The sequence below is a fragment of the Delftia sp. PX-1 genome (genome assembly GCF_055797465.1).
Window position 1 is genome coordinate 3,489,955 of the sequence record NZ_CP184763.1, and the last position, 23,013, is coordinate 3,512,967.

Genomic DNA, 23,013 nt, shown 5'->3' on the forward strand with positions numbered 1-23,013 from the left:
GACCTGCGCAAAGCGCACCTTCACCGCCAGCATGGGGACTTGCTGGCCGTCTACACCTGGATCAACGGCGAGCGCGCGCTGGTCCTGATCCCCGCCTATCGCCCCAAAGCCCCGTGGTACGTGGTGATGGAGAGCGCAGCCTATCTCTACGATGACCCCGCCTACCTGGCCCGCGCCTGCGTCAAGGCCTGCGAGGTGCTGGGCATCGAGCCCAACCGGCCGAACTGGGTGCGCGTGGCCACCATCGTCAACGAGGGCCTGCCCGACCTGGTGAGCATGCCCAGCGAACCCACATGGCAGCGCGCGGGCCAGGAGTTCGGCACCCTGGTGGTCAAGTCCGATGGCAAAGAGATCGCGGCCGAGGCCCTGACCATCCCGGACCTGGGGGCGGAATATGTCCCAGCTTGAGGCCCGCTTCAACCGCCGCACGGGCGTGGGCGAGCGCATCCTGAACGACGTGCCGCTGGAGTTCGACGCCGACGAGGAGACGCCGCCGCACCCGCTGGACCAGCCCGAGGCCCGCAAGACCCTGCGCAAGCTCCTGAGCTGGTACTACCGCGAGCGCGAGATTCAGGCCGAGAACCGCCTGCAGATGTCCATCGACGCCGACTACTACGACGGCGACCAGTGGGACCCGGCCGACGCGGCCACGCTGGAGGAGCGCGGCCAGGTGCCCCTCGTGTTCAACGAGGTGGCCGTGATGTGCGACTGGCTCATTGGCACGGAGCGCCGCGCACGCGTGGACTGGAGCGTGCTGCCGCGCGCCGAGGACGACGTGCAGCTGGCCGACGTGAAAACCAAGGTGCTCAAGTACGTCAGCGACGTGAACCGCACCACCTTCAACCGCTCGCGCGCCTTCGAGGACGCCGTGAAGGTGGGCGTGGGCTGGGTGGACTCCGGGGTGCGCAACGATCCCACCAAGGACATCATCTACGACAAGTACGAGGACTGGCGCAATGTGCTCCCGGACTCGATGGCCATGGAGCCGGACCTGAGCGATGCGCGCTACATCTTCCGCACGCGCTGGGTGGATGACGACGTGGCCATCACCATGTACCCGCAGCGCCGCGACGTGCTGGAGCGGGCCGTGTTGCGCGAGGAGGAGTTCAGCGCCCAGCAGTGGGCCGAGGATGAATTCTTCTTCCAGGGCCACACCAGCGAGCGCCACGTCAGCGGCACCAGCGGCAGCTACCTGGCCGGCGGGCGCGGCAACATCGACAGCGAGGCGCGGCGCCGCGTGCGTCTGATCGAGTGCCAGTTCCGCATGCCGGCGTCCGTCCAGGTGGTGACCACCGGCCCCTTCAAGGGCTCGTTCGTGGAGCCCTGGGACCATGCGCTGCGCGCCGTGGTGGGTGCGCACGGCGGCTCCATCGTGGAGCGTGTCGCCATGCGCATGCACGTCGCGGTCTTCACCGAGGGCCATCTGCTGGCCCTGGGCCCAACGCCCATGCGCCACAACAGTTTCAGCCTGACGCCCATCTGGTGCTACCGGCGCGGCCGCGACCGCATGCCCTACGGAGTGGTGCGCCGCGTGCGCGATCTGCAGATGGACCTGAACAAGCGGGCCAGCAAGGCGCTGTTCCTGTTGTCCACGAATCAGATCTTTGCGGAGAAGGGCGCCTTCGATGACATCAACGAGGCGCGCGAGGAGGTCAACCAGCCTGACGGCGTGGTGATCTACAAGGCCGGAAAGAAGTTCGAGGTCCACCGCGACAGCGAGATGGCCGCCGGCCAGGTGCAGATGATGACGCTGGACGGCCAGGCCATCCAGAAGTCCGCAGGCATCAGCGACGAGAACCTGGGCCGGCGCACCAATGCCGTCAGCGGCCGCGCGATCGAGGCCCGCCAGCTGCAGGGCTCGGTCGTGACCACGCAGCCCTTCGACAACCTGCGCTTCGCTGTGCAGATCCAGGGCGAGAAGCTGCTGAGCCTGGTGGAGCAGTGGTACACGGAGGAGAAGGTCATTCGCCTCTCGGGCCACAAGGGCCGCCTGGACTGGGTGAAGGTCAACCAGCCCGAGATCCAGCCAGACGGCAGCGTGCGCTATCTGAACGACATCACGTCCAGCATGGCCGACTTCGTGGTGGCCGAGCAGGACTATTCGGGCACGCTGCGCCAGGTCATGTTCGAAAGCCTGAACCAGCTGGCGGGCCGGCTGCCACCCGAGGTGGCCATCCGCATCATGACGCTGGCCATGGAGTATTCGGACCTGCCGAACAACGACCTGGTGGCCGACGAGCTGCGCAAGCTCACCGGCGAGCGCGACCCCAACAAGCCCCTCACGCCCGAGGAGCAGCAGCAGGTCCAGCAGCAGATGCAGGCCCAGGCCGAGGCCCTGCAGATGCAGCAGGAGAGCGCGCGCCAGGCGCTGGCCGAGCAGCAGGCCAAGGTCCGGGAAATCAACGCCCGCGCCGAGAAGCTGGAAGCCGAGGCCGAGCAGCTGCGCGCCGCCGGCGGCAACCCGGCGCTGGCCCAGCAGATGGAGGGCGTGGCGGCCACCGTGCGCCGCGATGCCGACATGGAGCTGGACGAGCTGCGCCGCAAGCTGGCCAAGACCCAGGCCGACCTGGCCAACAAGACGCTGCAGATCAAGGGCGACCAGGACGTGCGCCTGCAGGTGGCCCACATCGAGGCCGACTCGCGCGAGCGCGTGGCCCAGATCCAAGCCCAGAGCCGCCAAACACTCGACGCCATGTCGGGCCGGCTGAACCAATTCGACAACAAGGACTGATATGGATCGAGAAACCATCGTGCGCACGGCGGCCGTGGAGGGCGCCAAAGCCGCGCCGCCCGTCACCGTGGTGGCCACCAATGTGGCCAACGGCTGGACCATGACCCACACGGCTACGGCCCTGACCATCCTCTACGTGGTGCTGCAGGTCATCTACCTGCTGTGGCGCTGGAGCAATGAGCGTGAGGACCGCCGCGCGCGTCAGGCGCAGGAGCTGGCCGCAGCATGCGAGGCGCGGTCGTGAGCGGGGGCCGAGTGTCGGCCGTAGGCCTGGGCATCGGCGCCGCCATCCTGGCGTCCTGGATCGCGGCCGAAGGGTTCAGCGCCGCGCCCATCATCCCGGTGCGCGGCGATGTGCCCACCATCGGCCACGGCGCCACGCGCTACGAGGACGGCACGCGCGTGACCCTGGCCGACCCGCCTATCACCCGCGAACGGGCGCGCGAGCTGGCCATCAACCTGCTGGAGCAGCAGTACGGCGCCTGCGTGCGCGATTCGCTGGGCGACACGCTGATGCATCCGGTCGAATTCGCCCAGGCCGTGGACTTCGCGGGCCAGTACGGCTGCGGGGCCTGGCGCGGCTCCTCGATGCTGTCGCGCACGCGGGCCGGTGACTATGCCGGCGCCTGCAAAGGCTACCTGGCTTACCGCTTCATGACCAGCGCCCAGCCGCTGCAGGGCTACAGCGCATACCAGTGGGGCGAGGGCGGCCGGCCGACGCGGTGGCGCTTCGACTGCAGCACGCCCGGCAACAAGGTTTGCCGCGGTGTCTGGACCCGCCAGCAGGCGCGGCACGCGGCATGTATGGACGCGCAGCAATGAGCGTGCGCGTCGTCACCCATCTGGCCGCCGCCGGCCTCGCCGCGTTCCTGGTCTGGAACTACCAGGGCGCGCGCCTGGGCGCCGACCTAGCGGAGGCACGCGCTGCAGCTGTGGGCGAAAAGCTGGCTGTCAGCACAGCCCAGCGCGCGGCCGACGCCCGAGTGCGTCGCGCAGAGCAGTCCATCAACACCAACTACCAGGAGTCTCTGAATGCTGCCCGAACCCGCGAGGCGCTGCTGCGCCGTGATCTTGACCAGCTGCGCAGTGTCTCTGACAGCCTGCGCGAGCAATCCGCAGATGCCGCCCGCCGACTTGCCAGCGCTCCCCCCGCTGCCGTCCTTGAGTACGCCGCTGCCGTCAACGCCGTATACGGCGACTGCCGCGCAGCGTATGGTGACATGGCAGCAAAAGCTGCAGGGCACGCGTCTGATGTCCAAGCCCTCAGCGCGGCCTGGCCCGTAATACATAGCCAACTTCAGCGAAATCGTTGATTGCTTGCAGCCAGAAGCAGGCAGCCATTGCTCCTACGATCGACCGCTTATAGGCGGTTTTATCAGCCGCGTAGGCGGTCCTTCATGGTGATCTATGCGTTTGATTCAGAGCAAACTTGCCTGTTGAGTTGAGTCGTTTCGACGAGTGCCAGCTTCAACGGCAAAGGGCGAAGGCGAATCAAAGAAAAAGCCCGCATCCGCGGGCTTTACTGAAGGCTGAAACTCTCAGCAATTGCCTTTCTTGGCTTGACCTGGTGGACAGAAATTCCCGCCTCCACGAGCACCACCAGCACCTGGGTCCACCACCACCGCTCCGGTAGGCGTGTAGACCGCGCATCCGCTAAGCAAGGTACCGACGACCGCCAGAATTCCTAAAAGTTGTTTCATCGCTGTTCCTCTTTTTTCGTTGTCTTTATCTGGTATCTCGCCAGCCAAGTCAATATGAGATGTCCGTGCTGACTTGGCCTCTTGGTCGCCTCAGGGCGCCAGGACCAGATCCTTTGTGGTGACGGTATTGGCAGTCGTCAGGGTCACGGCCGGCGGTGTGTTCTGCACGGTGTAGCCGGCGGCACTGCCAAAGATGTTGTACTTCCCAGAAACAGCAGCATCTGAATTGAACACCAGCGGACCATTCGCCGCATACGTGGCCTTGCGAGGCGCGACCAGCGGCAAGGACTGACTGTAGGTGGCGTTGACAGGATCAACAAGTGTCCAGGCCACATCCAGCTTCTGGCCCGTGCTCAGAACCTGCTGGGCATTCACGGAAGCGTCGGTCAAGGCAGTGTTGGAAGTGTTGGTTACCGTGCCCGCCACCGAGGCGGACGCGGAAGCGGCCATGACGATGGGACTTGTTGGGCCATTAAGCGTCGTAGTGCCAGCAGCGATCGACACGGGCACCGAGGTAACGGCCGCAGTGGTCAGGTCCCGACCTGCGACCACCACGGTGTAGTTGGTGTTCTCCGGCAGATAGGCCAGCACGAATTTGCCGGTTGCCGCCTCAGGCACGGTAGCACGCAAATTGTTGTCCGGGTCGCGCGTGGAAACCACAACATTGGAAGCATGCGCCGGATCCACATAGCCCACGATTTGCGTGGTCAGGCGCTTGATTACAGCGACAACAGGCTTGAGGTTGTAGTTGCCCGAATTCCCGGCCTTGACGATGGATTTGCAGGCGTCGAAGTCCAGCACCATGTCAGCCACTTGGCCGCCCGTCACGTCGAAGTTGGCCTTGAGCTTGAAGCCGCTTTGCTGGCCACTGGGAGTGGTCAGGGCAATCTCGTCGCCTGAGCCAGACAGCACCAGTGCATTGGCCAGCGGCTTGGCGGGCGTGGGGTTAGAAGGATTGTCGGCCAGCACCAGACGGATCTGCTGATAGTTGCCTGCGGGCAGCGGCAGCGACCCCAGTTCCTGCAGCACTCCATTGGTAAGACTCAGCAAATCGATGCGCTGGGGAGCGATGGCCAACTCGCTCCAGCCAGCATCGCTGGCACCCGCCGTGGCGCTTTGATGCACACGGATCTTGGTGACCGTCACATACACGTGGTCATAGCCGCAGGCCGGTGCGTCGGTCATGGCGAGCTTAAGCGTGCCCTGTTGGGGCGAACTGTCACCGCCTCCACCACCGCAAGCGGCCAGACCGGCCGCAATCAGGCCCAGAGCGGCCCAGCCCAGGGCTTTGAACGTCCGAAATTCGCTGGATTTATTCATACAACACCTTCTCGTGGGTAAACAGCGCGATGCTAGGAGTTCCCTGGAGCGGTGTGTTACGGCGCGTAGCTTGGCGCTGCGCATACGATCTATGAGAAGTTTCTGGGTTCCGAACTTTTGGTAACCAAACTTTTGCGTGTCGCTCTAAAGCAACATCAAAGATTTGGCGCCTCCTTCACACCAAGTTCCGGCTTCTGGGCCGCTGCCTGTGTCCATGCGTCCGCGTGGAGCCGCTCCCGTACCAAGCCTGCCACCCTGCCGTGATCCAAACCACGAAAGGACGCACACATGAGCTTGAACGACGACCACCTGCGCCTGCTGTCCGACGCCGAGCGCGAGGCCATGGAAGCAGACGACAACGACTACGATCCCGAGGAAGACAACGCTGCAGCGCTGGCTGCCCTGGGGCGCGGCCCCCTGGATGTGGAAGAGGAAGAGGAGGGTGACGACGCCGACGCGGGCAAGGGCAAGCCCGAGCCCAGCACGCCCACCGAGCCCACTGAAACCACCGCTGCGCCCGCTGCAGCGCCTGCAGCCGCTCCTGCTGCAGCGCCCGCAGAACCCACCGATGCCACGCAGCCGACCGAAGCACCGGCACCGAATCCGCAGACTGCGCAGCAGGCCACCGGCTACCGTGCAGAGCTGCCCGCCGACTACGACGCCCAGGTGAAGGCCAACAAGGACGCCGTGGCAGCCGCGCGCGCCAAGTTCAACGAGGGCGAGCTGGAGCAGACCGAGCTGGACGCGGAGCTGGATCGCCTGCAGGACGAGCGCGACCAGCTGCGCGACATCAAGACGCGGGCCACGGTGTCGGCCGAGATGCAGCAGCAGTCCACGCACCAGGCCTGGACTGCCACCATCAACGGCTTCTTCGAGGAAGCGGCCAAGAGCGCAGAGCTGGGCATCGTGGACTACCGCAAGGACGCGGCCAAGCAGGCGGACCTGGACGCCATGGTGCGCGCGCTGGGAGCAGCGCCGGGCAACGAGAACAAGCCCATGCGCTGGTTCCTGGAGGAGGGGCACCGCCGCGTGGTGGCCCTGCATGGCATTGCCACGACCAAAAAGCCGGCGGATGTGCAGCGCAAGCCTGACGCCTCGGCCGTGGTCACCAACCTGGCCGACGTGCCCGGAGGCGCGGGCGATGCCGATCCCGTGAGCGATGAGTTCGCCGAGCTGGACAAGCTCACCGGCCTGGACTACGAGCGCGCGCTGGGCCGCCTGTCTGAAGACAAGCGCGCGCAGTACCTGCGTTCGCTGTGAAGGAGCCCATGGCACAGACAACTGCATCGGCGCCCGACATGCGCCGCATCTTCATGGAGCTGCGCACGGGCGATGTGCTGGAGGTGGGCGGTGTGCGCATCCAGCTGGAATACAAGAAGGGGCAGGCCGCACGCATGGTGATCGCGGCGGCGCCGGATACCTGCGTTCGCAAGATCGCGGCGTCCTCGCGGCCCGTACCAAGCCTGCCATCTTGAGGGCTGAACCATTTTTCAACCGGGGCGCTGGAGTGCTCGCTACCACACAGGAGCACTCCTATGGGCAAAACAGTGGTGGGCGTGAACAGCCCCCGCGCGGTCAAGCGCTTTTCCGGCGACCTGGCTCTCGATGTCTCTCAAGCCTCGTACTTCGGCAAGCGCTTCGCGGCCGTGGGCCAGGGCGCCAAGACGCCAATCCAACTGCTGACGGATCTGGAATCCGAAGCCGGTGACCTGGTCAGCTATGACCTGCTGGCCGAGCTGCGCATGGCGCCCGTCGAGGGCGACGATGTGCTGGAGGGCAAGGAAGAAGGGCAGCGTTTCTACACCGATGAGCTGTACATCGACCAGGCGCGCGGCGGCGTCAACACGGGCGGCCGCATGTCGCGCAAGCGCACGCTGCACGATCTGCGCATGCGCGCCAAGCAGCAGCAGGCCAACTGGTGGGGCCGCTTCCAGGACGAACTGACTTTCACCTACCTGTCGGGCTCGCGCGGCATCAATGCCAACTTCATCCTGCCGCTGGGCTACCAGGGCCGTGCCAAGAACCCGCTGACGGCGCCTACGCCCAACCAGCACCTGTTCGGCGGCGATGCCACGGCGGTGGCCAACCTGGATGCCACCGACAAGATGTCGCTGGCCGTGGTGGACCGTGCCCGCGTTCGGGCGGACAGCCAGGGTGGCGGCGCCACCAACATCCCCGTCATGCAGCCCTGCGTGGTCGATGGCGAGGAAGTGTTCGTCATGGTCATGCACACCTTCCAGGAAGACGACCTGCGCAAGGAAACCGGCACGGGCGGCTGGCTGGAACTGCAAAAGGCCGCGGCCGCTGCTGTGGGCTTCAAGTCGCCGCTGTTCAAGAGCGCGCTGGGCATGTACCGCAACGTGGTGCTGCACTCGCACCGCAACGTGATTCGCCACAACACCCACGGTGCCACGGGCGACCTGGAGACGGCGCGTGCGCTGTTCATGGGTGCGCAGGCCGGCGTGATGGCGTTTGGCTCGCCGGGCACGGGCATGCGCTACGGCTGGCATGAGGAAACCCGCGACAACGGCAACCAGGTCGTGATCACCACGTCGTCCATCTTCGGCGTCAAGAAGTCGGTCTTCGAGATCGAGGGCGAGAAGCAGGACCACGGCGTCTACGGCATCGACACGGCCGCTGCTTCGCGCTGATCCCCACCGAACGAAAGGAGTCATTCATGGCTTTCAAGCAACTCAGTGCCGTGGCCGCAGGCCATCAGGCACCCATCACCCCCGGCGGCTCCGAGCTGGTGCGCTCGCGCTTCGGCCAGCCCATGGCCGTGGCCGACCACGCAGTCGGCGTCCGTGGCGTCATCGGCATCCTGCCCGCCGGCACGCTGCCCGTGTCCCTGTTCATCCGCGTGCCTGCCGCCCTGGGCGCGGGCTTCAAGGCCTCCATTGGCCTGGCGGATGCAGCCGGCGACATCAGCACAGCGGCCGACGACGGCGGCGGCGCCTGGGTGACGGACAACGACGCGGGCGCTGCCGGCGGTTATGTGCACCTGGTGCCCGCAGCCTTTGCCAAGCTGGTGCCCAAGGACGAAGACCGCCGCATCGTCCTCAAGGTCACAGGCGCGGGCACGGCCGCAGGCCTCTTCGCCCTGGACCTGATCTACACGAACGCCTGACAACGCGCGAATGTGTGGGTGCCCCGCAAGGGGCTTTCCCCCGGTGGCGTCCGCTGCCGGGGCTTTTTGAATCACGGAGAACCACAACCATGAAGCTGTTCACTTCGCTGCCCGCACGCAAGGACGGAACCCTGATCGTGCGCCTCAAGGGCGCCACCTATGTCTTCAATGGCAAGCCACTGGCCTGCGACGTTGAGGACGAGGCAGATGCCAAGCACCTGCTGGCCCGCAACTTCCAGACCGAGGAGGAGTTCGAGGCCGAGCAGAAATTCCTGCGCCTGTCTGCCGAGCGCGAAGCCCGCCGCGCAGCCCAGGACGGCAAGGCTCCATCCTCGCGCGGCACCTTCTCGCCCGGCGTGGGCCCGGACGATGACGAAGACCTGGACGGCGGTACGGGCATGCCCCAGGAATCCGACTCGGCCCCCACCGGCCGCGTGCGCAAGGCTTCGCGCGCTTCCAACGTGACCGGCTGATCGCACCATGGCCTCCTGGGAGAACTGGATGCCGGAGCTGGTCCTGGCCGCCCCCAAGGCGCCGGTCCCGCTCATCCACCTGGCGCTGAACCGCGCCGCGCGCACCTTCCTCAAGGCCACGCGCGCCTGGCAGGAGTGGCTGGAGCCTACGGACGTGACCGGCGAGGCCTTCGCTGAATACACCTTCGAGCTGCCCCAGGGCGCCGAGCTGCTGCGCCTGGAGCGCGCCACGCTGGCCGGGCGCCCGCTGGAGGTGGCCAAGGCGCGCGATCTGCCGGCCGATCCCTGGCAGCAGGAGCTGCGCGGCAAGCTCTACCTGGTCACGACGAATCTGCGCGAATTCACTGTGCGCACGGGCAGTGCCGGCCGGCTGCAGGTCTACGCCTCGCTGATGCCGTCCCTGCGCGGCAACAGCGTGCCCGACGAGGTGGGCTCGCTCTACCATGAAGCCATCCGCGAGGGCGCCAAGGCCGAGCTGCTGGCCACCGAGGGCACGGACTACTACAAGCCAGACCAGGCGGGCGTGGCCCTGGCGTTCTTCCAGCGCGCCATGGATGACGCCACGGCCGACGTGTGGCGCTCCAACACCAGCCGCGGCTCGCGGGGGAGGGCATCATGGCTTTGACCGTGGCCCAGCTGCTGGACGATGCAGCGCGCGACCTGCAGGACAAAGGGCACATCCGCTGGACGCGGCAGGACCTGCTGGACTGGTTCAACGCCGCGCAGCGTGCCTTTGCCGAGCAGCGGCCCGACCAGATGGCCCAGCCGCGCGACCTGGTGCTGGCCGCCGGCTGGCGGCAGGAGTTGCCGGCCGACGTGCTCACCCTGATCGACATCACCAACAACGCCAACGCCACGCAGCGGCGCATCACCAAGACCGACCTGTGGGTGCTGGACGCCGTGGCCGGCGCCTGGCGCTCGGGCTCTCCGGGCCGCGAGGTCCAGCACTACATGCACGACCTGGGCACGCCGCAGGAATTCCTGGTCTATCCGCCCGTGGCCGCCGGCACCAAGGTGCGCGCCATGGTGGGTGTCGCGGCCGTGGACCTGGCCGACGAGAACGGGACGCCCTCGGTTCCTGAGCGCTGGATGGACGCGCTGCGGCACTTTGTGCTGTTCCGGGCCTGGTCCATCGATGCCGAGTTCGGCGGCAACGCGACCATCGCGGCGGCGCACCGTGCCCTCTACAACGAGGCGCTGGGCATTCAGGCCCAGGCTGCGGCCACCACGGCCGTGGCCCAGAAGTGAACCAAGCCTGCCATCCTGGCGGGCATCTTCAATCGGGGCGCTGGAGTGCTCGAAGCCATAGGAGCCGTCATGGCTGGTTTCAGCACATCCCTCGCCAACGCGATCATCAGCGCCACGCTGCGCAAGCAGGCCTTCCCGGCCATCCGCAACACCTTCTTCGCCCTGTTCACGGCGGACCCCACCGACGCTTTCACTGCCGGCACCGAGGTGGCTGCACCGTGGTACCAGCGCGTGCCCACGGGCGCCTTTGCCGCGCCCAACAACGGCGCAACCTACAACGCTGTGCGTGCGGAGTTTCCGCCCGTCACGGGCGCCCAGGTCACGGTCACGCACATCGGAATCATGGAAGGTGACTCGGCCACCGATGGAACGGCCACGCTCATGTATTCCGAGCCGCTGCCCAACCCGCGCACGCTGCAGATCAACGACGTGTTCCTGGTGGACAGCCAGGCCCTGACAGGCGACTTCACGCTGCAGCTGCTGTAAGCCATGAACCGGGGAGCACTCAATGGCTTCGCGCTGAACGGGCGGGCCTCAGATCCCGTGGTGCGCATCCGCGTGGACGCCAAGGGCTATGCCCGTGTGCGTGCCGGCGGGAGAGTGCTCGCCTATGCGGTGGTCCACTCGGCACCAGCTGCTGCGCTGACCGGCCCTCTGGGCCGCGTGCATGCCAAGCTCTCGGCCGATTCCGTGGCGCGCGCAGCCGTCGAGGGCGTGCTGGGCCGGGTCCATGTGCGCAGCCTGCTGGCAGCCACGGGCCGCGCCGTCGTCAAGGTCACGCTGCCGCACGTGCGCGGGCGAGTGGCAGCCCAGGCCCGGGCCAGCGCCACGGTCACGGCGCACGTGCAGGCCCGCATTGGGGTGGACGCGACCGCGCGTGCCAACTTCAAGCCCCAGGCGCGTTTGCTGCGCCGTGGCCCCGTGCAATCCACGCCCACCGCCCGTGGCACAGCCGATGGCCGCATCTACGTGCGCCGCTGGCTGCGTTCGCCTGTGGACGGCAAGGGCCAGGCCTTTGTCGTCACGCAGGGGCGGGTCGAGGCGCGCCTGGCTGCGCTGGTCCAGGCCAAGGCTGCGATCACGGCCCGTGGGCAGCGCCTGGTGCGCGCGCCGCTGCAGGCCCAGGGCGTGGCCTTCATCGACATCGATCCGGCCGTCCACAAGCGCCTGCCCTTCGATGAGCAGGCGCCCGAATCCCGCACCTTCCTCGTCCCCGCAGGAATGACCACCTTCTACGTTACCGACCAGGGGCAAAGCATGTTCCGCACTTCCCCCATGCAGCCTGCAGACACGCAGGACTACGACATCGAGTTCGCCGACTGGTTTCCGCCCGGCGACGAGATTGTTTCCGTGCAGCTCAAGGTGCAGCCGGCCATGCCCATGCCGCCGTCCTTTGCCTTCGTGGGCCAGCGCGTGAAGGTCTGGATCTACGCGGGCGGCCTGAGCGGCCAGAAGTACCAGATCAGCGTGGCCGCCACGACGAACGACGGCCGCACCAAGGAGGTGGAGCTGATCGTGCCCATCAAGGAAAAATAGAAATGCCGCAGCTGTTCCTGAACAACTTCCAAACCCAGTTCATCGCCGACGTGCGCGCGGCGCCGCAGACAGGTGCCCCGGCCAGCGAGCTGGACTACGGCGTGCTGCGCGTGTCCGATGGCGCGGCCGGCACGCTGCTGAATCCTCCCGCCGGCGGCTGGTACGTGCTCACGGCCTACAAGCGCAGCGGATCGCTCGAAACCGATTACGAGATCCTGCGCGTTACCGCCGTGGACAACTCGGTGATCGGCGAGTGCCGCCTGACGGTGCTGCGCGGCCAGGAAGGCACGGCGCCCCGGGCCTACAACTCGGGCGACCTGCTGGAGATGCGCATGACGGCCGGGGGTATGCGCGAGGTGGTGCAGACCACGGATGAGCGCATGTCGAATCCGCGTGCACCGACCGGCGCGGCCGGTGGCGTGCTGGCCGGCCAGTACCCGAACCCCACGTTTGCCCAGCCCATGGCCTTGGTGTCGGACCTGCAGGGCAAGGTGGACAAAGTGCCAGGCAAGGGCCTGAGCGCCAACGATTTCAGCGACGAGGCAGCGGCAAAGCTCAACGGCGTGGCGACGGGTGCCACCAAGAACGCGACCGACGCGCAACTGCGGGACCGGGGCACGCACACGGGTACGCAGGCCATGGAAACCGTGGCCGGGCTGCAGGCAGCGCTCGACGCTGCCAAGCAGTTCGCCAACCTCACCGGCAAGCCCACCACCACCACGGGCTACGGCATCACTGATGCGCTGAACTCGAAGCCCGTCTTGCTTCCTGCCGGCTCAGACTTGAATCTTCTGCCTGATGAGAACCGGATCTATGACGGGTTCAATTTCAAGAACAGCCCGTGGGGTCCGGATATGTGGTGCTATGTGGAAACGAGGGCGCATACCTCGCCTAACTACCAGTATCAAATTACCCGGCTACTGACGGAAGAAAGTCCGGTGATGGAGCGCCGGAAAATGGGCGTTTTGGGATTCGGCCCATGGCGACTGCAGAGCGCTTTTGGGGTGCAACCCATTTCCAGTGGAGGAACTGGTGCGGCAACAGCAGCGGCGGCTAGGCAAAGTCTGTCTGTCAGGCAGTACGCTTATACAGGACTAACTTTCTATGTCCGTTCAGATGGCAGTGATGCGAACAGTGGCTTGACAGATAGTCCAGGAGGCGCGTTCAGAACCATTGCACAAGCAGTGTATGCTGCCAATCTGTATGACAGGGCCAACGTTTCTACCGTAGTCAAGATTGGTCCAGGTAATTTTTCTGGAGTCTATGTTGGTGCATCCTCTGCCTTTGGTGGAAATTTTATTTTTGAGGGCTCCGGACAAGGTGTTACGAACGTTGAGGCAGTAACAGGCACCTCTGCATTTTCGATTGCAGCTTGCCGAGTGACTATTAAGAATCTTTCATTGGTTACTGCACAAGGGAATATTAATACATATTTGATATTGGCAGATCACAATTGTTTATTGGATATATACGACATCACCTTTGGCGGTAATGGAGTGGCTTCATATGTTTTAATTTACTCTGCCAATGGTGCTAATATTCTTGTTGGAAACATCACGATTAGCGGATCTTTCAGTTATGCCTTGAATCCTACATATGCAGGAAGAATATATGTCTCTGGTCAGAGAACTATATTTTTAAATGCCTCCTGCAGTGGCTATTTCATTAATGCTACTTCTAATTCGGTGGTGGCTTGGGCAAATACGACTGTTACTGGGACTCTTGGTGGGGCTGGAGCAAAGTTCTTTGCCGGAAGTAATTCAACGATCAACACGGGCGGTGCGGGAGCAAACGCAGTACCTGGAGTGAACGCTGGAACTTTGACAACGGGCGGCCAAATCTCATGAAAACACCGATCTACCAACTCTCCCACGAAAAGCTGGTGTTTCGCAAAAATGTGGATGGCACTACGTCCACCATCGCCATTACCGACACGCCCGAGTTTCCGAACCGCAATCCCGACTATCTGGCCTACCTGGCCTGGTGTGCGGCCGGCAACGTACCATCACCTGCGGACCCGCTGCCGGTTCCCGTGCCCTCTACCATCACCCGAGCCCAGGGCAAGGCGGCGCTGATCCAGGCGGGTCTGTGGCCGCAGGTGCAGGCCTTCATGGCCGGCATCGAAGATCCCAACGAGCAGCTGCTGGCCGAGGTCGCTTTGAACGACACCGTGACCTGGGAGCGCAGCAGCCCGTTCCTCGCGCGTGTGGCCGTGGCGCTGGGCCTGAGCCAGCAGCAGCTCGATGAGCTGTTCATCGCGGCGGCGGCCGTCGTGCTGTAGCGGCCTGTCCGCGCTGGTGCCAAGCCTGCCAGGGTAGCGGGCATGACCACCTACAAGCTGTCCGCATTCCCGGGCGAGGCGCCCAGCGTGTCCGATCGCGCGCTGGGCGCGAACTTCGCCCGGGAGCATTTCAATCTCTTCCTGCCCAGCTCCGAGTTCTGGCCGCTGGCCACCGACCGGCGCCACTCGGCATGCCTGGCCGGCACCCGCACGCTGCACCGCTTTGCGCGAGACGCCAGCGGAGCCGTGGTGCAGAACCCGGCCGCGCCCATCCGCTCCTGGGCGCAGGAGCTGTCCCTGGTCAAGGGCCAGATCAACGACGAGGCCACCGAGCGCACCTACCAGACCACCAACGACGGCAGCGCGGCGCCGCGTGCGCTGGACGTGCGCGGCAACGACCGGCCGCTGGGCGTGGTGCGCCCGGTCAAGCCCACGGTCACGCTGCAGGTGGTGGACGAGTTCACGACCGAAGAGGCCAAGACCTGGCTGTATGGCGACTTCGCCGAGCTGGTGCGGGCCGACCTGCTGGCCACGGTGATCCAGCACGAGGGCCACCAGGAGGCGATCCGCTGGGATGCCAACGGCAAGGCCTATGCCGGCGCCACATCCAACTACGGGCTGTCCCTGTCTACCGCCGTGGGGGCCGGCGCCTGGGCTGGGAATCTCTATGCCGTGGTCTCGGCCGCCCGCGCCAAGGCCTGCGAGATGGACACCACGCGGCTCGGGGCCATCAGCACGGCCAGCGGCTGGGCCGTGCCGGTGGCCGCCATGCCGTACAGCTATCCCTTCCGCAGGCCCGCGCTGGTGGAGGCGCTGCAGCGGCACGAGTTTCCGGACACGGCCGGCGAGCGCTCTGGCGAAACCGTGCTCACGGCCGACCAGGCAGCCAAGCTGGCCGACCTGGTGGAGGGCTCGGTGGCGCCCGGCAGCAAATGCACGAACTGGCGCAGCGAGCTGGACAAGCTGCTCAAGGAATTCGCGGACCTGGCCCTGTCCAAGTCCTGGGCCGGCGCGGGCACGGCGCCCACCAAGCCGACCGAGCCCAGCGTGGCCCAGTACCACTTTGACGCGGACAACAACGCCATCGAGCACCCCGACTGGGTGCAGTACCGGCTCAAGCTGGAAAACTTCTTCAAGGCACAGGATGCCTACACCGACAGCAAGTCGGATGCCTCGGCCCAGGCCAGCAGCTTCAACGCGCGCTTGGTGGAGATCCAGCAGCGCTGCGCCACTCTGGTGTCCAGCATCCAGACCCAGCTGGCCAGCCAGTACATCGCAGCCACGGGCGACACGGCCGTGATCGGCACCTGGCTGGACCAGCTGGGCGGCGTGGCCGACCTGGCCGGCAAGACCGTGGAGCGCGTGGTGGACTCGCGCTTCTATGTCGTGGCCTTTGTGACCGACTGGGGTGAGGAGTCAGAGCCATCGCCCATCTCCGACATGCTGGAGGTGGACCAGAACGACACCGTGACCATCCAGCGACCCCAGGCCATGACGGGTGAGCAGCATGCCGCGCGCCACGTCGTGAAGTGGCGCATCTACCGCAGCAACGCCTCGGCCGCAGCGGCGGCCTGGCAGCTGGTGCAGGAGCTGCAGATCTCCGTGGCCAGCTTCCTCGATGACAAGAAGGGCGAGGAGCTGGACAGCCTGCAGCCCCAGTTCACCTGGGCCGCGCCGCCGTACCGCATGGATGGCCAGTACGAGGGCGACAACAAGCCCAGCGTGGGCGCCAACCCCTACCTGCGCGGGCTCACTGGCATGCCCAACGGCATCATGGCCGGCTTCATCGACAACACCGTGGCCTTCTGCGAGCCCTACATTCCCTACGCCTGGCCCGTGGACTACCAGGTCACGACCGAATGGCCCATCGTGGGCATGGCCGTGTTCGACCAGACCCTGTTCGTGGGCACGGCCGGCAATCCGTACTTCGTGACGGGCGCGCACTCGGCGCAGATGTCGGCCATCAAGCTGGACAGCAACCAGTCCTGCAGCGCGCGCCGCTCCATCGTGCCCGTGCAGGGCGGCGTGCTCTATGCCTCGCCCGATGGCCTGTGCCTGGCCAGCCCGGGCGGCGTGCAGGTCGTCACGCGGCAGCTGATCGCGCGCCAGGACTGGCAACGCATGCAGCCCTCCAGCATGTTCGCGGCCGAGCACGAGGGCGTCTACTACCTGTTCTACGCCGGCGCGGGCGGCGGCTGCCTGGCGTTCAGCGCGCAGGACGGGGCCAAGCTCGGCCATACCGACCTGGGCAGCGCGGGTGTGACGGCGGTTTGGGTGGACCGCTTCAACGACCTCATGTACGTGGCGCGCGGCCAGGACATCCTGGAATGCTTCACGGGCGATGCCCTGCGCACGGCGCGCTGGCGCACAGGCCTGGCCACCCAGGGCCAGCAGCTGCCGCTGGCCTGGGCCAAGGTCTACGGCCTGCAGGACGCCCAGCACCCGATCACCCTGCGCCTGTGGGGCGACGGCCAGCTGCAGCACACGGCCCAGTTCACCGACCTGCAGCCGCAGCGCCTGCCGCCCGGGCGCTGGCTGGAGCACCAGGTGGAGATCGAGGGCGCGGCCCGCGTCACCAGCGTGGTGCTGTGCTCGACCACAGAGGAGCTGCGCAGCGTATGACCAACCGCAAGAAGATCGACACGGGCGCTGCCCGCCTGCCGGCCCTGGCCAGGGTCAACGTCCAGGACAAGGCCCTGTCCAACTGGATGCAGGCCGTGACCGAGCACCTGGAAGTGCGCTCCGGCGCCCGGGGCAACGAGTTCGAGCGCGGCGTCACCCTGCGCGAGCTGATGGCCCTGCAGGGCTCGGTGCAGGGCGTCACCCAGCTGCTGGCCACCGACAAGACGCCCGGCGAGGGCGAAACGGTCATCGACCTGGGCGGCGGCCTGTCCGCCATCGTGGCGGTGGACCGCTTTGCCAAGGAGATCATCGAGTCGCGCCTGTTCAAGAGCCTGGCCAAGACCCTGGACGACCCCAGCCGCTTCGACCACCTGGCGCAGGAGATCCGCGACGAGCTGCTGCGCTCCATCGCCGACGAGGCGGCCAAGCGCGGCGCCGAGGTGCGCGAGCTGCAGACCGTGGTGCAGACCAACGAGCGCAGCCTGGCCATGGCCGTGCGCGAGGTCACTGCCAGCCTGCGCAACGCGAGCGCAGGCCTGCGCGCCACACAGGCGGCGTTCGCGGACGGCCAGCGGGCCATGGCCACCAACGTGCTGCAGCTGCAGGCCTCCCTGGGCAACTACTACCAGGACGGCAAGCCGGGCCGCGCCATGCTGGAGCAGGAGATGACGGTGCTGGCCGGCTACAGCGAGGGGCTGCGCGCGCAGTACACGCTTAAAGTGCAAGCGGGCGGGGCCCTTGCCGGCTACGGCATCGCGGCCGAGGAGGTCAACGGCAAGACTTCCAGCGCATTCATCATCATGGCGGACAAGTTCGCCATCGTCTCCCCCAGCTACAACGCCGGCCAGATGCGCACTCCGCGGCCCGAGGACGTGGTGTTCGGCGTCGATGGCGATGGCATCTACCTGCAGCGCAACGTCTACCTCAAGGGAAACATGCGCATCGACGGCCTGGGCAAGAAGCTCGTGGACGGCCTGCGCGGCTCGGTGCTGCTGTCCGCCAGCGGCAGCTTCTGGAGCGATGCCACCGCGCGCCAGGCCGTCTGGCAGGCCCTGGGCAACAGCGGCAGCGCGCCCAACACCAACCACCTGGTCGTGGGCGATGCCGTGACCATCAGCAACGGCGCCGGCTTCACGCAGACGCGCCACTGGATGGGAACGGCCTGGCTGATCCCGGCCGCCGTGCTCAACGGCGACCTGCTGGTGGACGGCACGGTGGCGGCGCGCAAGGTGGATACGCGCGGCCTTACCGTGCGCGACAACTACGGCAACGTCATCCTGGACGCCAACGGCCTCGATGCGCAATGGCTGCGCAATCTCAAGGCCGCCCAGGTCAATGGCCTGGGGCCACTGGCCACCAAGGACAAGGCCCGCATCGGCGACACCGTGGCGTTCCCGGACGGCACAACGATGAACACCAGCGACTTCATCAACCGGCTGCAGCGCATCACGTCCAACAACATCGGCGTGTTCATGGACACGGCGGCCATTGGTACGGCCTATATCGGGCAGGCGGCCGTGGGCACGCTGCAGATCGCGGGCGGCTCGGTCACGTCCATGGCCAGCGGCTCGGGCGGCCAGGTCACGTTGTCAGGCGGGCAGTCTGTGGAGCTGTGCTCTGCATGGGTGAACAACGCAGACGGTGGCTCCGGCGTCGTGGTCATCGCCCTGGTCAACGCCATGCCAGTGAACAGCAATGGCAGCCTGAGCCTGACGCTGTACCGGGGCGGAATCGGCCTGCAGTACACGGGCACGTCGATGCCCAACGGCTACCGGACCTCGGCCCATAACAGCTGTTTCGACGCCAACCCGCCCGCAGGCTGGACGCAGTACCGCCTAGTGGCCACGGCCGGGCCCGGCGAGACGGTCACGGTCTTCCTTTCCAACATCGTTGCCACGGGAGGCCGCCGATGATCCACTTTATACAGATCGATGGCACCGGCCGCATCCTGCGCTCGGGCAGCGCGCCGTTTCGCCACCTCAAGGATCTGCCAGGGGCGAACAGCAGCTTTCGCCGTGTGCCGCATCCCGTGCCCGACCCGAATGCCTTCTATTGGGACGGGGGCCTGATGGCTGTGCCGGCGGCGCCCAGCGCGTTCCATCGCTTCGACGTGGCCAGCCGGAGCTGGACCCTTGACCTTGACCAGGCCTGGTCCGCAGTGCGTGCAGAGCGCGACAGGCGGCTGGCCGCCTGTGACTGGGTGACGCTGCGCGCCCAGGAGACGGGCGAGCCCATGCCGGCGCCCTGGCTTGCCTACCGGCAGGCCCTTCGCGACATCACCGACCAGTTGGACCCCGTGGCCATTGTCTGGCCCACGCCGCCGGTCTGATGCGTGCCAAGCCTGCCACTGTGCTCGGCATGCCCCATTCCCTCGAATATGACCTCGACGCGGTGCTGCCCTTCATGCAGGGCCTGGTGCCGGGCTTGGCCCGCTCCCAGGACATGCGCGCCATCGGCCTGCGCCGTGACGGCCAGCTGGTGGCTGGCGTGCTCTACGAAGGGTTCAACGGCCGCAACCTCTGGATGCACGTCGCGGCAGAGTCCGGCGCGCGCTGGCTCGTGCGCGACTACCTGCGCGCCTGCTTTGCCTATCCGTTTCTGGTGTGCGGCGTGGAGCGCGTGAGCGGCTACGTGAATGAGAGCAACACCCTTGCGCGCCGCTTCAACGAGCACCTGGGGTTTCGTGAAGAGGCCCGACTACGTGGCGCAGCCCCGGATGGCGGGGATGTGCTGATTTTTGTGATGTGGAAAAAGGAGTGCAGGCATGCGCTGGCACACGACTGAATTTGATTTTCTGCCCGAGCGCGCGTTCTCTCCGCGCCCAGGCGGCTCGATGACCATGGAGGGCGGCAAGGGCAGCAGCACGCCCGCCCCGGATCCGCGTCTGGTCGAAGCCCAGGTGAAAAACCTGGGCATCCAGGACGACATGATCCAGCAGATCATCGGCAACGCGAACGACATGGCGCCGTTGCAGAAGGAGCAAACGCAGTTCGCGCTCGACACCTCGCGCACGGCCTGGGAGCAGTCTCAGGCCGACCGCGAGTATGCGCTGGGCCGCCGTGACCAGCTGACGGGCCTGCAGGACAAGATGGTCGAGGATGCGCGCACCTTCGACACTGAGGCCAAGCGCGAGGAACTGGCCGGCCAGGCGGCTGCCGATGTCTCCAACGCCTACGAAAGCGCCAAGCGCACGCAGGGCGCAGAGATGGCCCGCATGGGCATCAACCCCGCTGATGGAAAGTATGGTGCCGCGTCCAATGCGCTGGCCGCCGGTGAAGCGCTGGCCACAGCGACAGGCAAGAACTCGGCCCGAACCGCCGCACGCGCGGAAGGGCGGGCGCTGACGGACCGGGCCTCGAATGCCTTGGCCGGCTATCCTGCCATGGGCATGCAGACGACGGCGGCCACGGCCGGCTACGGCGCCTCGGGCCAGAACATCGCCAACACCGGCCTGGCCGGCCTGAACTCCGGCTACGGGCAGGCGGCGGGCATGGCGGGGAGCGCCGGCAACAGCGCGGCCAACATGTGGGGCCAGCAGTCCCAGGCCTACCAACAGTCGCAGGCCACCCAGGGGGCCGGGACGGGTGCCATCGTGGGCGCGGGCTTGTCTGCTGCGGCCATGTTCTTCTGATGCGGGCCGCAGACATTGCCGACAGCGTGGGCCAGGCGATTGCCGGCCGGCGCGCTGCATTGCATTTCAGTGGGGGCAAAGACTCGCTGGCATGCCTGTATCTGCTGCGTCCTCTGGTGGAGCAGGGCCTGCCGGTCTACTGGCTTTCCACGGGCGACACCATCCCGGAAACACGCGCGGTCGTGGACCAGGTGCGCGCGTGGATTCCAGATCTGCGCACCGTGCAGACGGACGTGCTCGCCTGGAAAGCAGCCCATGGCATCCCGAGCGACGTGACCACGGCGCAATCGAGCTGGATCGGCCGCGCCTACGGCATGAGCGACACGCCGCTGGTGGGCCGCATGGACTGCTGCGTGGCCAACCTGATGCAGCCCATGCACCAGCGCATGCTGGCCGATGGCATCGAGGTGGTAATTCGCGGCACCAAGCTGGCCGACACCGGCCAGGTGCCGGCGCGCGGCCCAGGCGATACCTACGAGGTATTGCTGCCGCTGCTGCACTGGAGCCATGACCAGGTGTTCCAGTTCTTGCAGGAGGTGGGCGCCCCGCGCAATGTCGTCTACGACACCTTCCGCGCCATCAGCGCGCCCGAGTGCCTGCACTGCAGCGCATGGTGGGACGACGGCAAGGCCGCCTATCTCAAGCAGCTGCACCCCGACAAGGTGGGGCAGTACCGAGTGAATCTGCAGACCATTCGCGCCGAACTGGCGCGCCGGGTGCAGGAGTTGGACAGCGAATTGAAGGAGTGCGAACAATGAATTTGGGAAATGGCTTCGCTGCGGGCCTGGCACAGGGGCAGCAATTCACCCGGGGCATATTCGATGCGTACCGCGCCGGTCAGCAAATGAACGATGCGCGCGACCAGGCCGCGCAGAAAGAGGCGCTGAAAGGCATTGCCAGTGCCACGGCCGTGGAGTCCACGGGCTACACCGCCGACCAGGGCAAGGAGCTGGAAGGCCTGGCCGCCAACGGCTACAAGATCGACTATGACGACGCCCAGAAGGCCTATGTCGCGCGCAACGATGCGGGCGACACCAAGACCATCGCCATGCAGGGCGTGACCGACTTCATGGGCGAGCGCTCGGCGGGGTCGATGAGCCGCGAGCAGCAGGACAGCGCGCGCATGCTGGCCATGGCCGACGTGATCGGCCGCACGGACCCCGAGCGCGGCCTGCAGATGCGTCAGCAGTTCCGCCAGGGCCAGCACGCTGAAAAGCGCCAGGCCCGCGAGGAAAAGCAGTGGGCCAGAGAGGATGGCATCGAGGCGCTGAACAAGGAAATCGGACAGTCGTTCAAGGATTCCCTGCGTGGTGAGGATGGGAAAGAACGTGCCGCCACGGCCGATGACTATCTGGCCAACATGCAGCAAAAAATCGCGCGCTACTCCGGCGCCGGCTTTGCCAAAGAGGCAGAGAGCGCCATGAAAGAGCACTACGCCATGGCCAACATCAAGCTGCAGACGGAAAGCAAGGAACGTGAGGCAGCCATTACCAAGACCATTGCCCGTCTGGATGCCGGCGACGCCTCGGGCGTTGTGGACTACTACAACAAGTTTCTGCCCACAGGGGACAAGCTCACCGGGGTGGAGCTTGGCAAGGATGGCAAGGTCGTGGCGCAGCGCGTGCGGCCGGACGGCAGTGAACTGCCGCCAATGACCATGGGTTCCATTGATGAACTTCGCACTGGGTTGCTCAAGAGTGCTGACTACAAATTCGCATACCAGATCAGCCAGGACCAGTTCACCAACAATTTGAAGCTCCGTAGCGAACGACGCGCCGACAACGCCGACCGCCGCGCAGCCGGGGCCGATGCCCGCGCTGCGGCAACCCACGGCATTGCCATGGAGGATCGCCGCGAGCGGCTGAACGACAAGCGCGAACTGCGGGATGTACGCGAGGCCATGGCGCGCGAGTCAAACCCCAGCATTTCGGACACCCAGATCCGGGCGGTGCGCGCCGGCATCCTGCAGACACCGGGCGCGGACAACGCTAAGGCCAAGTACGACTATGACCCTGTGAAGGTGCAGAAGGCATTTGGGGAAACTATCCCCGCCCGATATGCGGGAGAGAAGGACACCGTGAAGCGCGATATGGACAAGGAGCGGCGCTTCCAGGAGTTCATGGCCGACAACCCGAGTATCCGGGACGTGGACGAGGGGCTGGTGAAGTTCAATGCGGCTGACGTGAAACGCACGCGACGCGAGAAAGTCGGCCGCGCCTCGGCCGTGCAGGGCGCCATGTCGCCGGAGGCTATTGCCGCCACTGCCAAAAAGTACGGTATGACTGAGGGCGAGGTGCTTGAACGACTGCGTGTTAATGGATTAGTCAAAGTGCAGTAGTGAGAA

General features: G+C 66.1%; 24 protein-coding genes. 23 read left to right on the plus strand and 1 reads right to left on the minus strand.

Going from position 1 to position 23,013, the window contains the following annotated elements:
• The first annotated feature begins 39 nt into the window (after window positions 1-39).
• Genes ACN20X_RS16110 through ACN20X_RS16130 form a run of 5 tightly spaced genes read left to right on the plus strand, consistent with a single transcriptional unit; the run spans window position 40 to window position 4,044 of the window.
• A complete protein-coding gene (locus ACN20X_RS16110) occupies window positions 40-408 on the plus strand; it encodes a hypothetical protein (protein WP_473209590.1) in 369 nt (122 codons plus the stop codon).
• Window positions 395-2,731: a portal protein gene (locus tag ACN20X_RS16115; protein ID WP_473209591.1), complete on the plus strand. Its 2,337-nt coding sequence runs from the start codon at window positions 395-397 to the stop codon at window positions 2,729-2,731. The genes ACN20X_RS16110 and ACN20X_RS16115 overlap by 14 nt, the downstream gene beginning before the upstream one ends.
• 1 nt (window position 2,732) lies before the next feature.
• Window positions 2,733-2,975 (plus strand): hypothetical protein, encoded by a 243-nt coding sequence (locus ACN20X_RS16120; protein ID WP_017406469.1) that lies wholly within the window; start codon window positions 2,733-2,735, stop codon window positions 2,973-2,975.
• On the plus strand, window positions 2,957-3,553 hold the full coding sequence (locus tag ACN20X_RS16125) for a glycoside hydrolase family protein (RefSeq protein WP_473209592.1): 597 nt from the start codon (window positions 2,957-2,959) through the stop codon (window positions 3,551-3,553). Before ACN20X_RS16120 ends, ACN20X_RS16125 begins: the two co-directional genes overlap by 19 nt.
• Window positions 3,550-4,044: a hypothetical protein gene (locus ACN20X_RS16130; protein ID WP_473209593.1), complete on the plus strand. Its 495-nt coding sequence runs from the start codon at window positions 3,550-3,552 to the stop codon at window positions 4,042-4,044. The genes ACN20X_RS16125 and ACN20X_RS16130 overlap by 4 nt, the downstream gene beginning before the upstream one ends.
• 477 nt (window positions 4,045-4,521) lie before the next feature.
• On the opposite strand, the gene ACN20X_RS16135 is transcribed toward ACN20X_RS16130, so the two are convergent.
• A complete protein-coding gene (locus tag ACN20X_RS16135; RefSeq protein WP_473209594.1) occupies window positions 4,522-5,751 on the minus strand; it encodes a DUF4382 domain-containing protein in 1,230 nt (409 codons plus the stop codon).
• Between the two features lie 288 nt (window positions 5,752-6,039).
• On the opposite strand from ACN20X_RS16135, the gene ACN20X_RS16140 reads away from it, so the two are divergent.
• From ACN20X_RS16140 to ACN20X_RS16225, 18 genes are all read left to right on the plus strand, one after another.
• Window positions 6,040-7,011 (plus strand): hypothetical protein, encoded by a 972-nt coding sequence (locus tag ACN20X_RS16140; RefSeq protein WP_473209595.1) that lies wholly within the window; start codon window positions 6,040-6,042, stop codon window positions 7,009-7,011.
• An 8-nt stretch (window positions 7,012-7,019) separates the two neighbouring features.
• Window positions 7,020-7,226 carry a hypothetical protein gene (locus tag ACN20X_RS16145; protein WP_473209596.1) on the plus strand — a complete coding sequence of 69 codons (207 nt, stop codon included), beginning with the start codon at window positions 7,020-7,022 and terminating at the stop codon, window positions 7,224-7,226.
• A 60-nt stretch (window positions 7,227-7,286) separates the two neighbouring features.
• Window positions 7,287-8,402 (plus strand): N4-gp56 family major capsid protein, encoded by a 1,116-nt coding sequence (locus tag ACN20X_RS16150; RefSeq protein ID WP_209803153.1) that lies wholly within the window; start codon window positions 7,287-7,289, stop codon window positions 8,400-8,402.
• A 26-nt stretch (window positions 8,403-8,428) separates the two neighbouring features.
• Window positions 8,429-8,878 carry a hypothetical protein gene (locus ACN20X_RS16155; protein ID WP_473209597.1) on the plus strand — a complete coding sequence of 150 codons (450 nt, stop codon included), beginning with the start codon at window positions 8,429-8,431 and terminating at the stop codon, window positions 8,876-8,878.
• Between the two features lie 89 nt (window positions 8,879-8,967).
• Entirely contained in the window at window positions 8,968-9,351 is a 384-nt protein-coding gene (locus ACN20X_RS16160) for a hypothetical protein (RefSeq protein ID WP_267178325.1), read from the plus strand.
• Window positions 9,352-9,358: 7 nt separating this feature from the next.
• Window positions 9,359-9,976: a hypothetical protein gene (locus tag ACN20X_RS16165; protein ID WP_473209598.1), complete on the plus strand. Its 618-nt coding sequence runs from the start codon at window positions 9,359-9,361 to the stop codon at window positions 9,974-9,976.
• The gene (locus ACN20X_RS16170; RefSeq protein WP_043793181.1) at window positions 9,967-10,599 is read left to right on the plus strand and encodes a phage adaptor protein; all 633 of its coding nucleotides are present in this window, start codon (window positions 9,967-9,969) and stop codon (window positions 10,597-10,599) included. Before ACN20X_RS16165 ends, ACN20X_RS16170 begins: the two co-directional genes overlap by 10 nt.
• A 69-nt stretch (window positions 10,600-10,668) precedes the next feature.
• Entirely contained in the window at window positions 10,669-11,085 is a 417-nt protein-coding gene (locus ACN20X_RS16175; protein WP_272206426.1) for a phage tail fiber protein, read from the plus strand.
• A 3-nt stretch (window positions 11,086-11,088) separates the two neighbouring features.
• Window positions 11,089-12,135, plus strand: coding sequence for a phage fiber-tail adaptor protein (locus tag ACN20X_RS16180; protein WP_473209599.1), 1,047 nt, complete (start codon window positions 11,089-11,091; stop codon window positions 12,133-12,135).
• Between the two features lie 2 nt (window positions 12,136-12,137).
• Entirely contained in the window at window positions 12,138-13,982 is a 1,845-nt protein-coding gene (locus tag ACN20X_RS16185; RefSeq protein WP_473209600.1) for a hypothetical protein, read from the plus strand.
• Entirely contained in the window at window positions 13,979-14,416 is a 438-nt protein-coding gene (locus tag ACN20X_RS16190) for a hypothetical protein (RefSeq protein WP_473209601.1), read from the plus strand. Before ACN20X_RS16185 ends, ACN20X_RS16190 begins: the two co-directional genes overlap by 4 nt.
• A gap of 42 nt (window positions 14,417-14,458) precedes the next feature.
• Window positions 14,459-17,038 (plus strand): hypothetical protein, encoded by a 2,580-nt coding sequence (locus ACN20X_RS16195; protein WP_473209602.1) that lies wholly within the window; start codon window positions 14,459-14,461, stop codon window positions 17,036-17,038.
• The gene (locus ACN20X_RS16200) at window positions 17,035-18,951 is read left to right on the plus strand and encodes a phage tail tip fiber protein (protein WP_473209603.1); all 1,917 of its coding nucleotides are present in this window, start codon (window positions 17,035-17,037) and stop codon (window positions 18,949-18,951) included. Before ACN20X_RS16195 ends, ACN20X_RS16200 begins: the two co-directional genes overlap by 4 nt.
• Entirely contained in the window at window positions 18,948-19,367 is a 420-nt protein-coding gene (locus ACN20X_RS16205; RefSeq protein WP_473209604.1) for a tail fiber assembly protein, read from the plus strand. Before ACN20X_RS16200 ends, ACN20X_RS16205 begins: the two co-directional genes overlap by 4 nt.
• 29 nt (window positions 19,368-19,396) lie before the next feature.
• Window positions 19,397-19,822 carry a GNAT family N-acetyltransferase gene (locus ACN20X_RS16210; RefSeq protein WP_473209605.1) on the plus strand — a complete coding sequence of 142 codons (426 nt, stop codon included), beginning with the start codon at window positions 19,397-19,399 and terminating at the stop codon, window positions 19,820-19,822.
• The gene (locus tag ACN20X_RS16215; protein WP_473209606.1) at window positions 19,803-20,669 is read left to right on the plus strand and encodes a hypothetical protein; all 867 of its coding nucleotides are present in this window, start codon (window positions 19,803-19,805) and stop codon (window positions 20,667-20,669) included. Before ACN20X_RS16210 ends, ACN20X_RS16215 begins: the two co-directional genes overlap by 20 nt.
• Window positions 20,669-21,427 carry a phosphoadenosine phosphosulfate reductase domain-containing protein gene (locus tag ACN20X_RS16220; protein WP_473209607.1) on the plus strand — a complete coding sequence of 253 codons (759 nt, stop codon included), beginning with the start codon at window positions 20,669-20,671 and terminating at the stop codon, window positions 21,425-21,427. Before ACN20X_RS16215 ends, ACN20X_RS16220 begins: the two co-directional genes overlap by 1 nt.
• On the plus strand, window positions 21,424-23,007 hold the full coding sequence (locus tag ACN20X_RS16225; protein WP_473209608.1) for a hypothetical protein: 1,584 nt from the start codon (window positions 21,424-21,426) through the stop codon (window positions 23,005-23,007). The genes ACN20X_RS16220 and ACN20X_RS16225 overlap by 4 nt, the downstream gene beginning before the upstream one ends.
• The last annotated feature ends 6 nt before the right edge of the window (window positions 23,008-23,013 follow it).

Bases quoted from the DNA above. Each gene is read 5' to 3' on its own strand.
- ACN20X_RS16115 (WP_473209591.1), top strand. From the start codon at position 395: ATGTCCCAGCTTGAGGCCCGCTTCAACCGCCGCACGGGCGTGGGCGAG.
- ACN20X_RS16120 (WP_017406469.1), top strand. From the start codon at position 2,733: ATGGATCGAGAAACCATCGTGCGCACGGCGGCCGTGGAGGGCGCCAAA.
- ACN20X_RS16125 (WP_473209592.1), top strand. From the start codon at position 2,957: ATGCGAGGCGCGGTCGTGAGCGGGGGCCGAGTGTCGGCCGTAGGCCTG.
- ACN20X_RS16130 (WP_473209593.1), top strand. From the start codon at position 3,550: ATGAGCGTGCGCGTCGTCACCCATCTGGCCGCCGCCGGCCTCGCCGCG.
- ACN20X_RS16135 (WP_473209594.1), bottom strand. From the start codon at position 5,751: ATGAATAAATCCAGCGAATTTCGGACGTTCAAAGCCCTGGGCTGGGCC.
- ACN20X_RS16140 (WP_473209595.1), top strand. From the start codon at position 6,040: ATGAGCTTGAACGACGACCACCTGCGCCTGCTGTCCGACGCCGAGCGC.
- ACN20X_RS16145 (WP_473209596.1), top strand. From the start codon at position 7,020: ATGGCACAGACAACTGCATCGGCGCCCGACATGCGCCGCATCTTCATG.
- ACN20X_RS16150 (WP_209803153.1), top strand. From the start codon at position 7,287: ATGGGCAAAACAGTGGTGGGCGTGAACAGCCCCCGCGCGGTCAAGCGC.
- ACN20X_RS16155 (WP_473209597.1), top strand. From the start codon at position 8,429: ATGGCTTTCAAGCAACTCAGTGCCGTGGCCGCAGGCCATCAGGCACCC.
- ACN20X_RS16160 (WP_267178325.1), top strand. From the start codon at position 8,968: ATGAAGCTGTTCACTTCGCTGCCCGCACGCAAGGACGGAACCCTGATC.
- ACN20X_RS16165 (WP_473209598.1), top strand. From the start codon at position 9,359: ATGGCCTCCTGGGAGAACTGGATGCCGGAGCTGGTCCTGGCCGCCCCC.
- ACN20X_RS16170 (WP_043793181.1), top strand. From the start codon at position 9,967: ATGGCTTTGACCGTGGCCCAGCTGCTGGACGATGCAGCGCGCGACCTG.
- ACN20X_RS16175 (WP_272206426.1), top strand. From the start codon at position 10,669: ATGGCTGGTTTCAGCACATCCCTCGCCAACGCGATCATCAGCGCCACG.
- ACN20X_RS16180 (WP_473209599.1), top strand. From the start codon at position 11,089: ATGAACCGGGGAGCACTCAATGGCTTCGCGCTGAACGGGCGGGCCTCA.
- ACN20X_RS16185 (WP_473209600.1), top strand. From the start codon at position 12,138: ATGCCGCAGCTGTTCCTGAACAACTTCCAAACCCAGTTCATCGCCGAC.
- ACN20X_RS16190 (WP_473209601.1), top strand. From the start codon at position 13,979: ATGAAAACACCGATCTACCAACTCTCCCACGAAAAGCTGGTGTTTCGC.
- ACN20X_RS16195 (WP_473209602.1), top strand. From the start codon at position 14,459: ATGACCACCTACAAGCTGTCCGCATTCCCGGGCGAGGCGCCCAGCGTG.
- ACN20X_RS16200 (WP_473209603.1), top strand. From the start codon at position 17,035: ATGACCAACCGCAAGAAGATCGACACGGGCGCTGCCCGCCTGCCGGCC.
- ACN20X_RS16205 (WP_473209604.1), top strand. From the start codon at position 18,948: ATGATCCACTTTATACAGATCGATGGCACCGGCCGCATCCTGCGCTCG.
- ACN20X_RS16210 (WP_473209605.1), top strand. From the start codon at position 19,397: ATGCCCCATTCCCTCGAATATGACCTCGACGCGGTGCTGCCCTTCATG.
- ACN20X_RS16215 (WP_473209606.1), top strand. From the start codon at position 19,803: ATGCGCTGGCACACGACTGAATTTGATTTTCTGCCCGAGCGCGCGTTC.
- ACN20X_RS16220 (WP_473209607.1), top strand. From the start codon at position 20,669: ATGCGGGCCGCAGACATTGCCGACAGCGTGGGCCAGGCGATTGCCGGC.
- ACN20X_RS16225 (WP_473209608.1), top strand. From the start codon at position 21,424: ATGAATTTGGGAAATGGCTTCGCTGCGGGCCTGGCACAGGGGCAGCAA.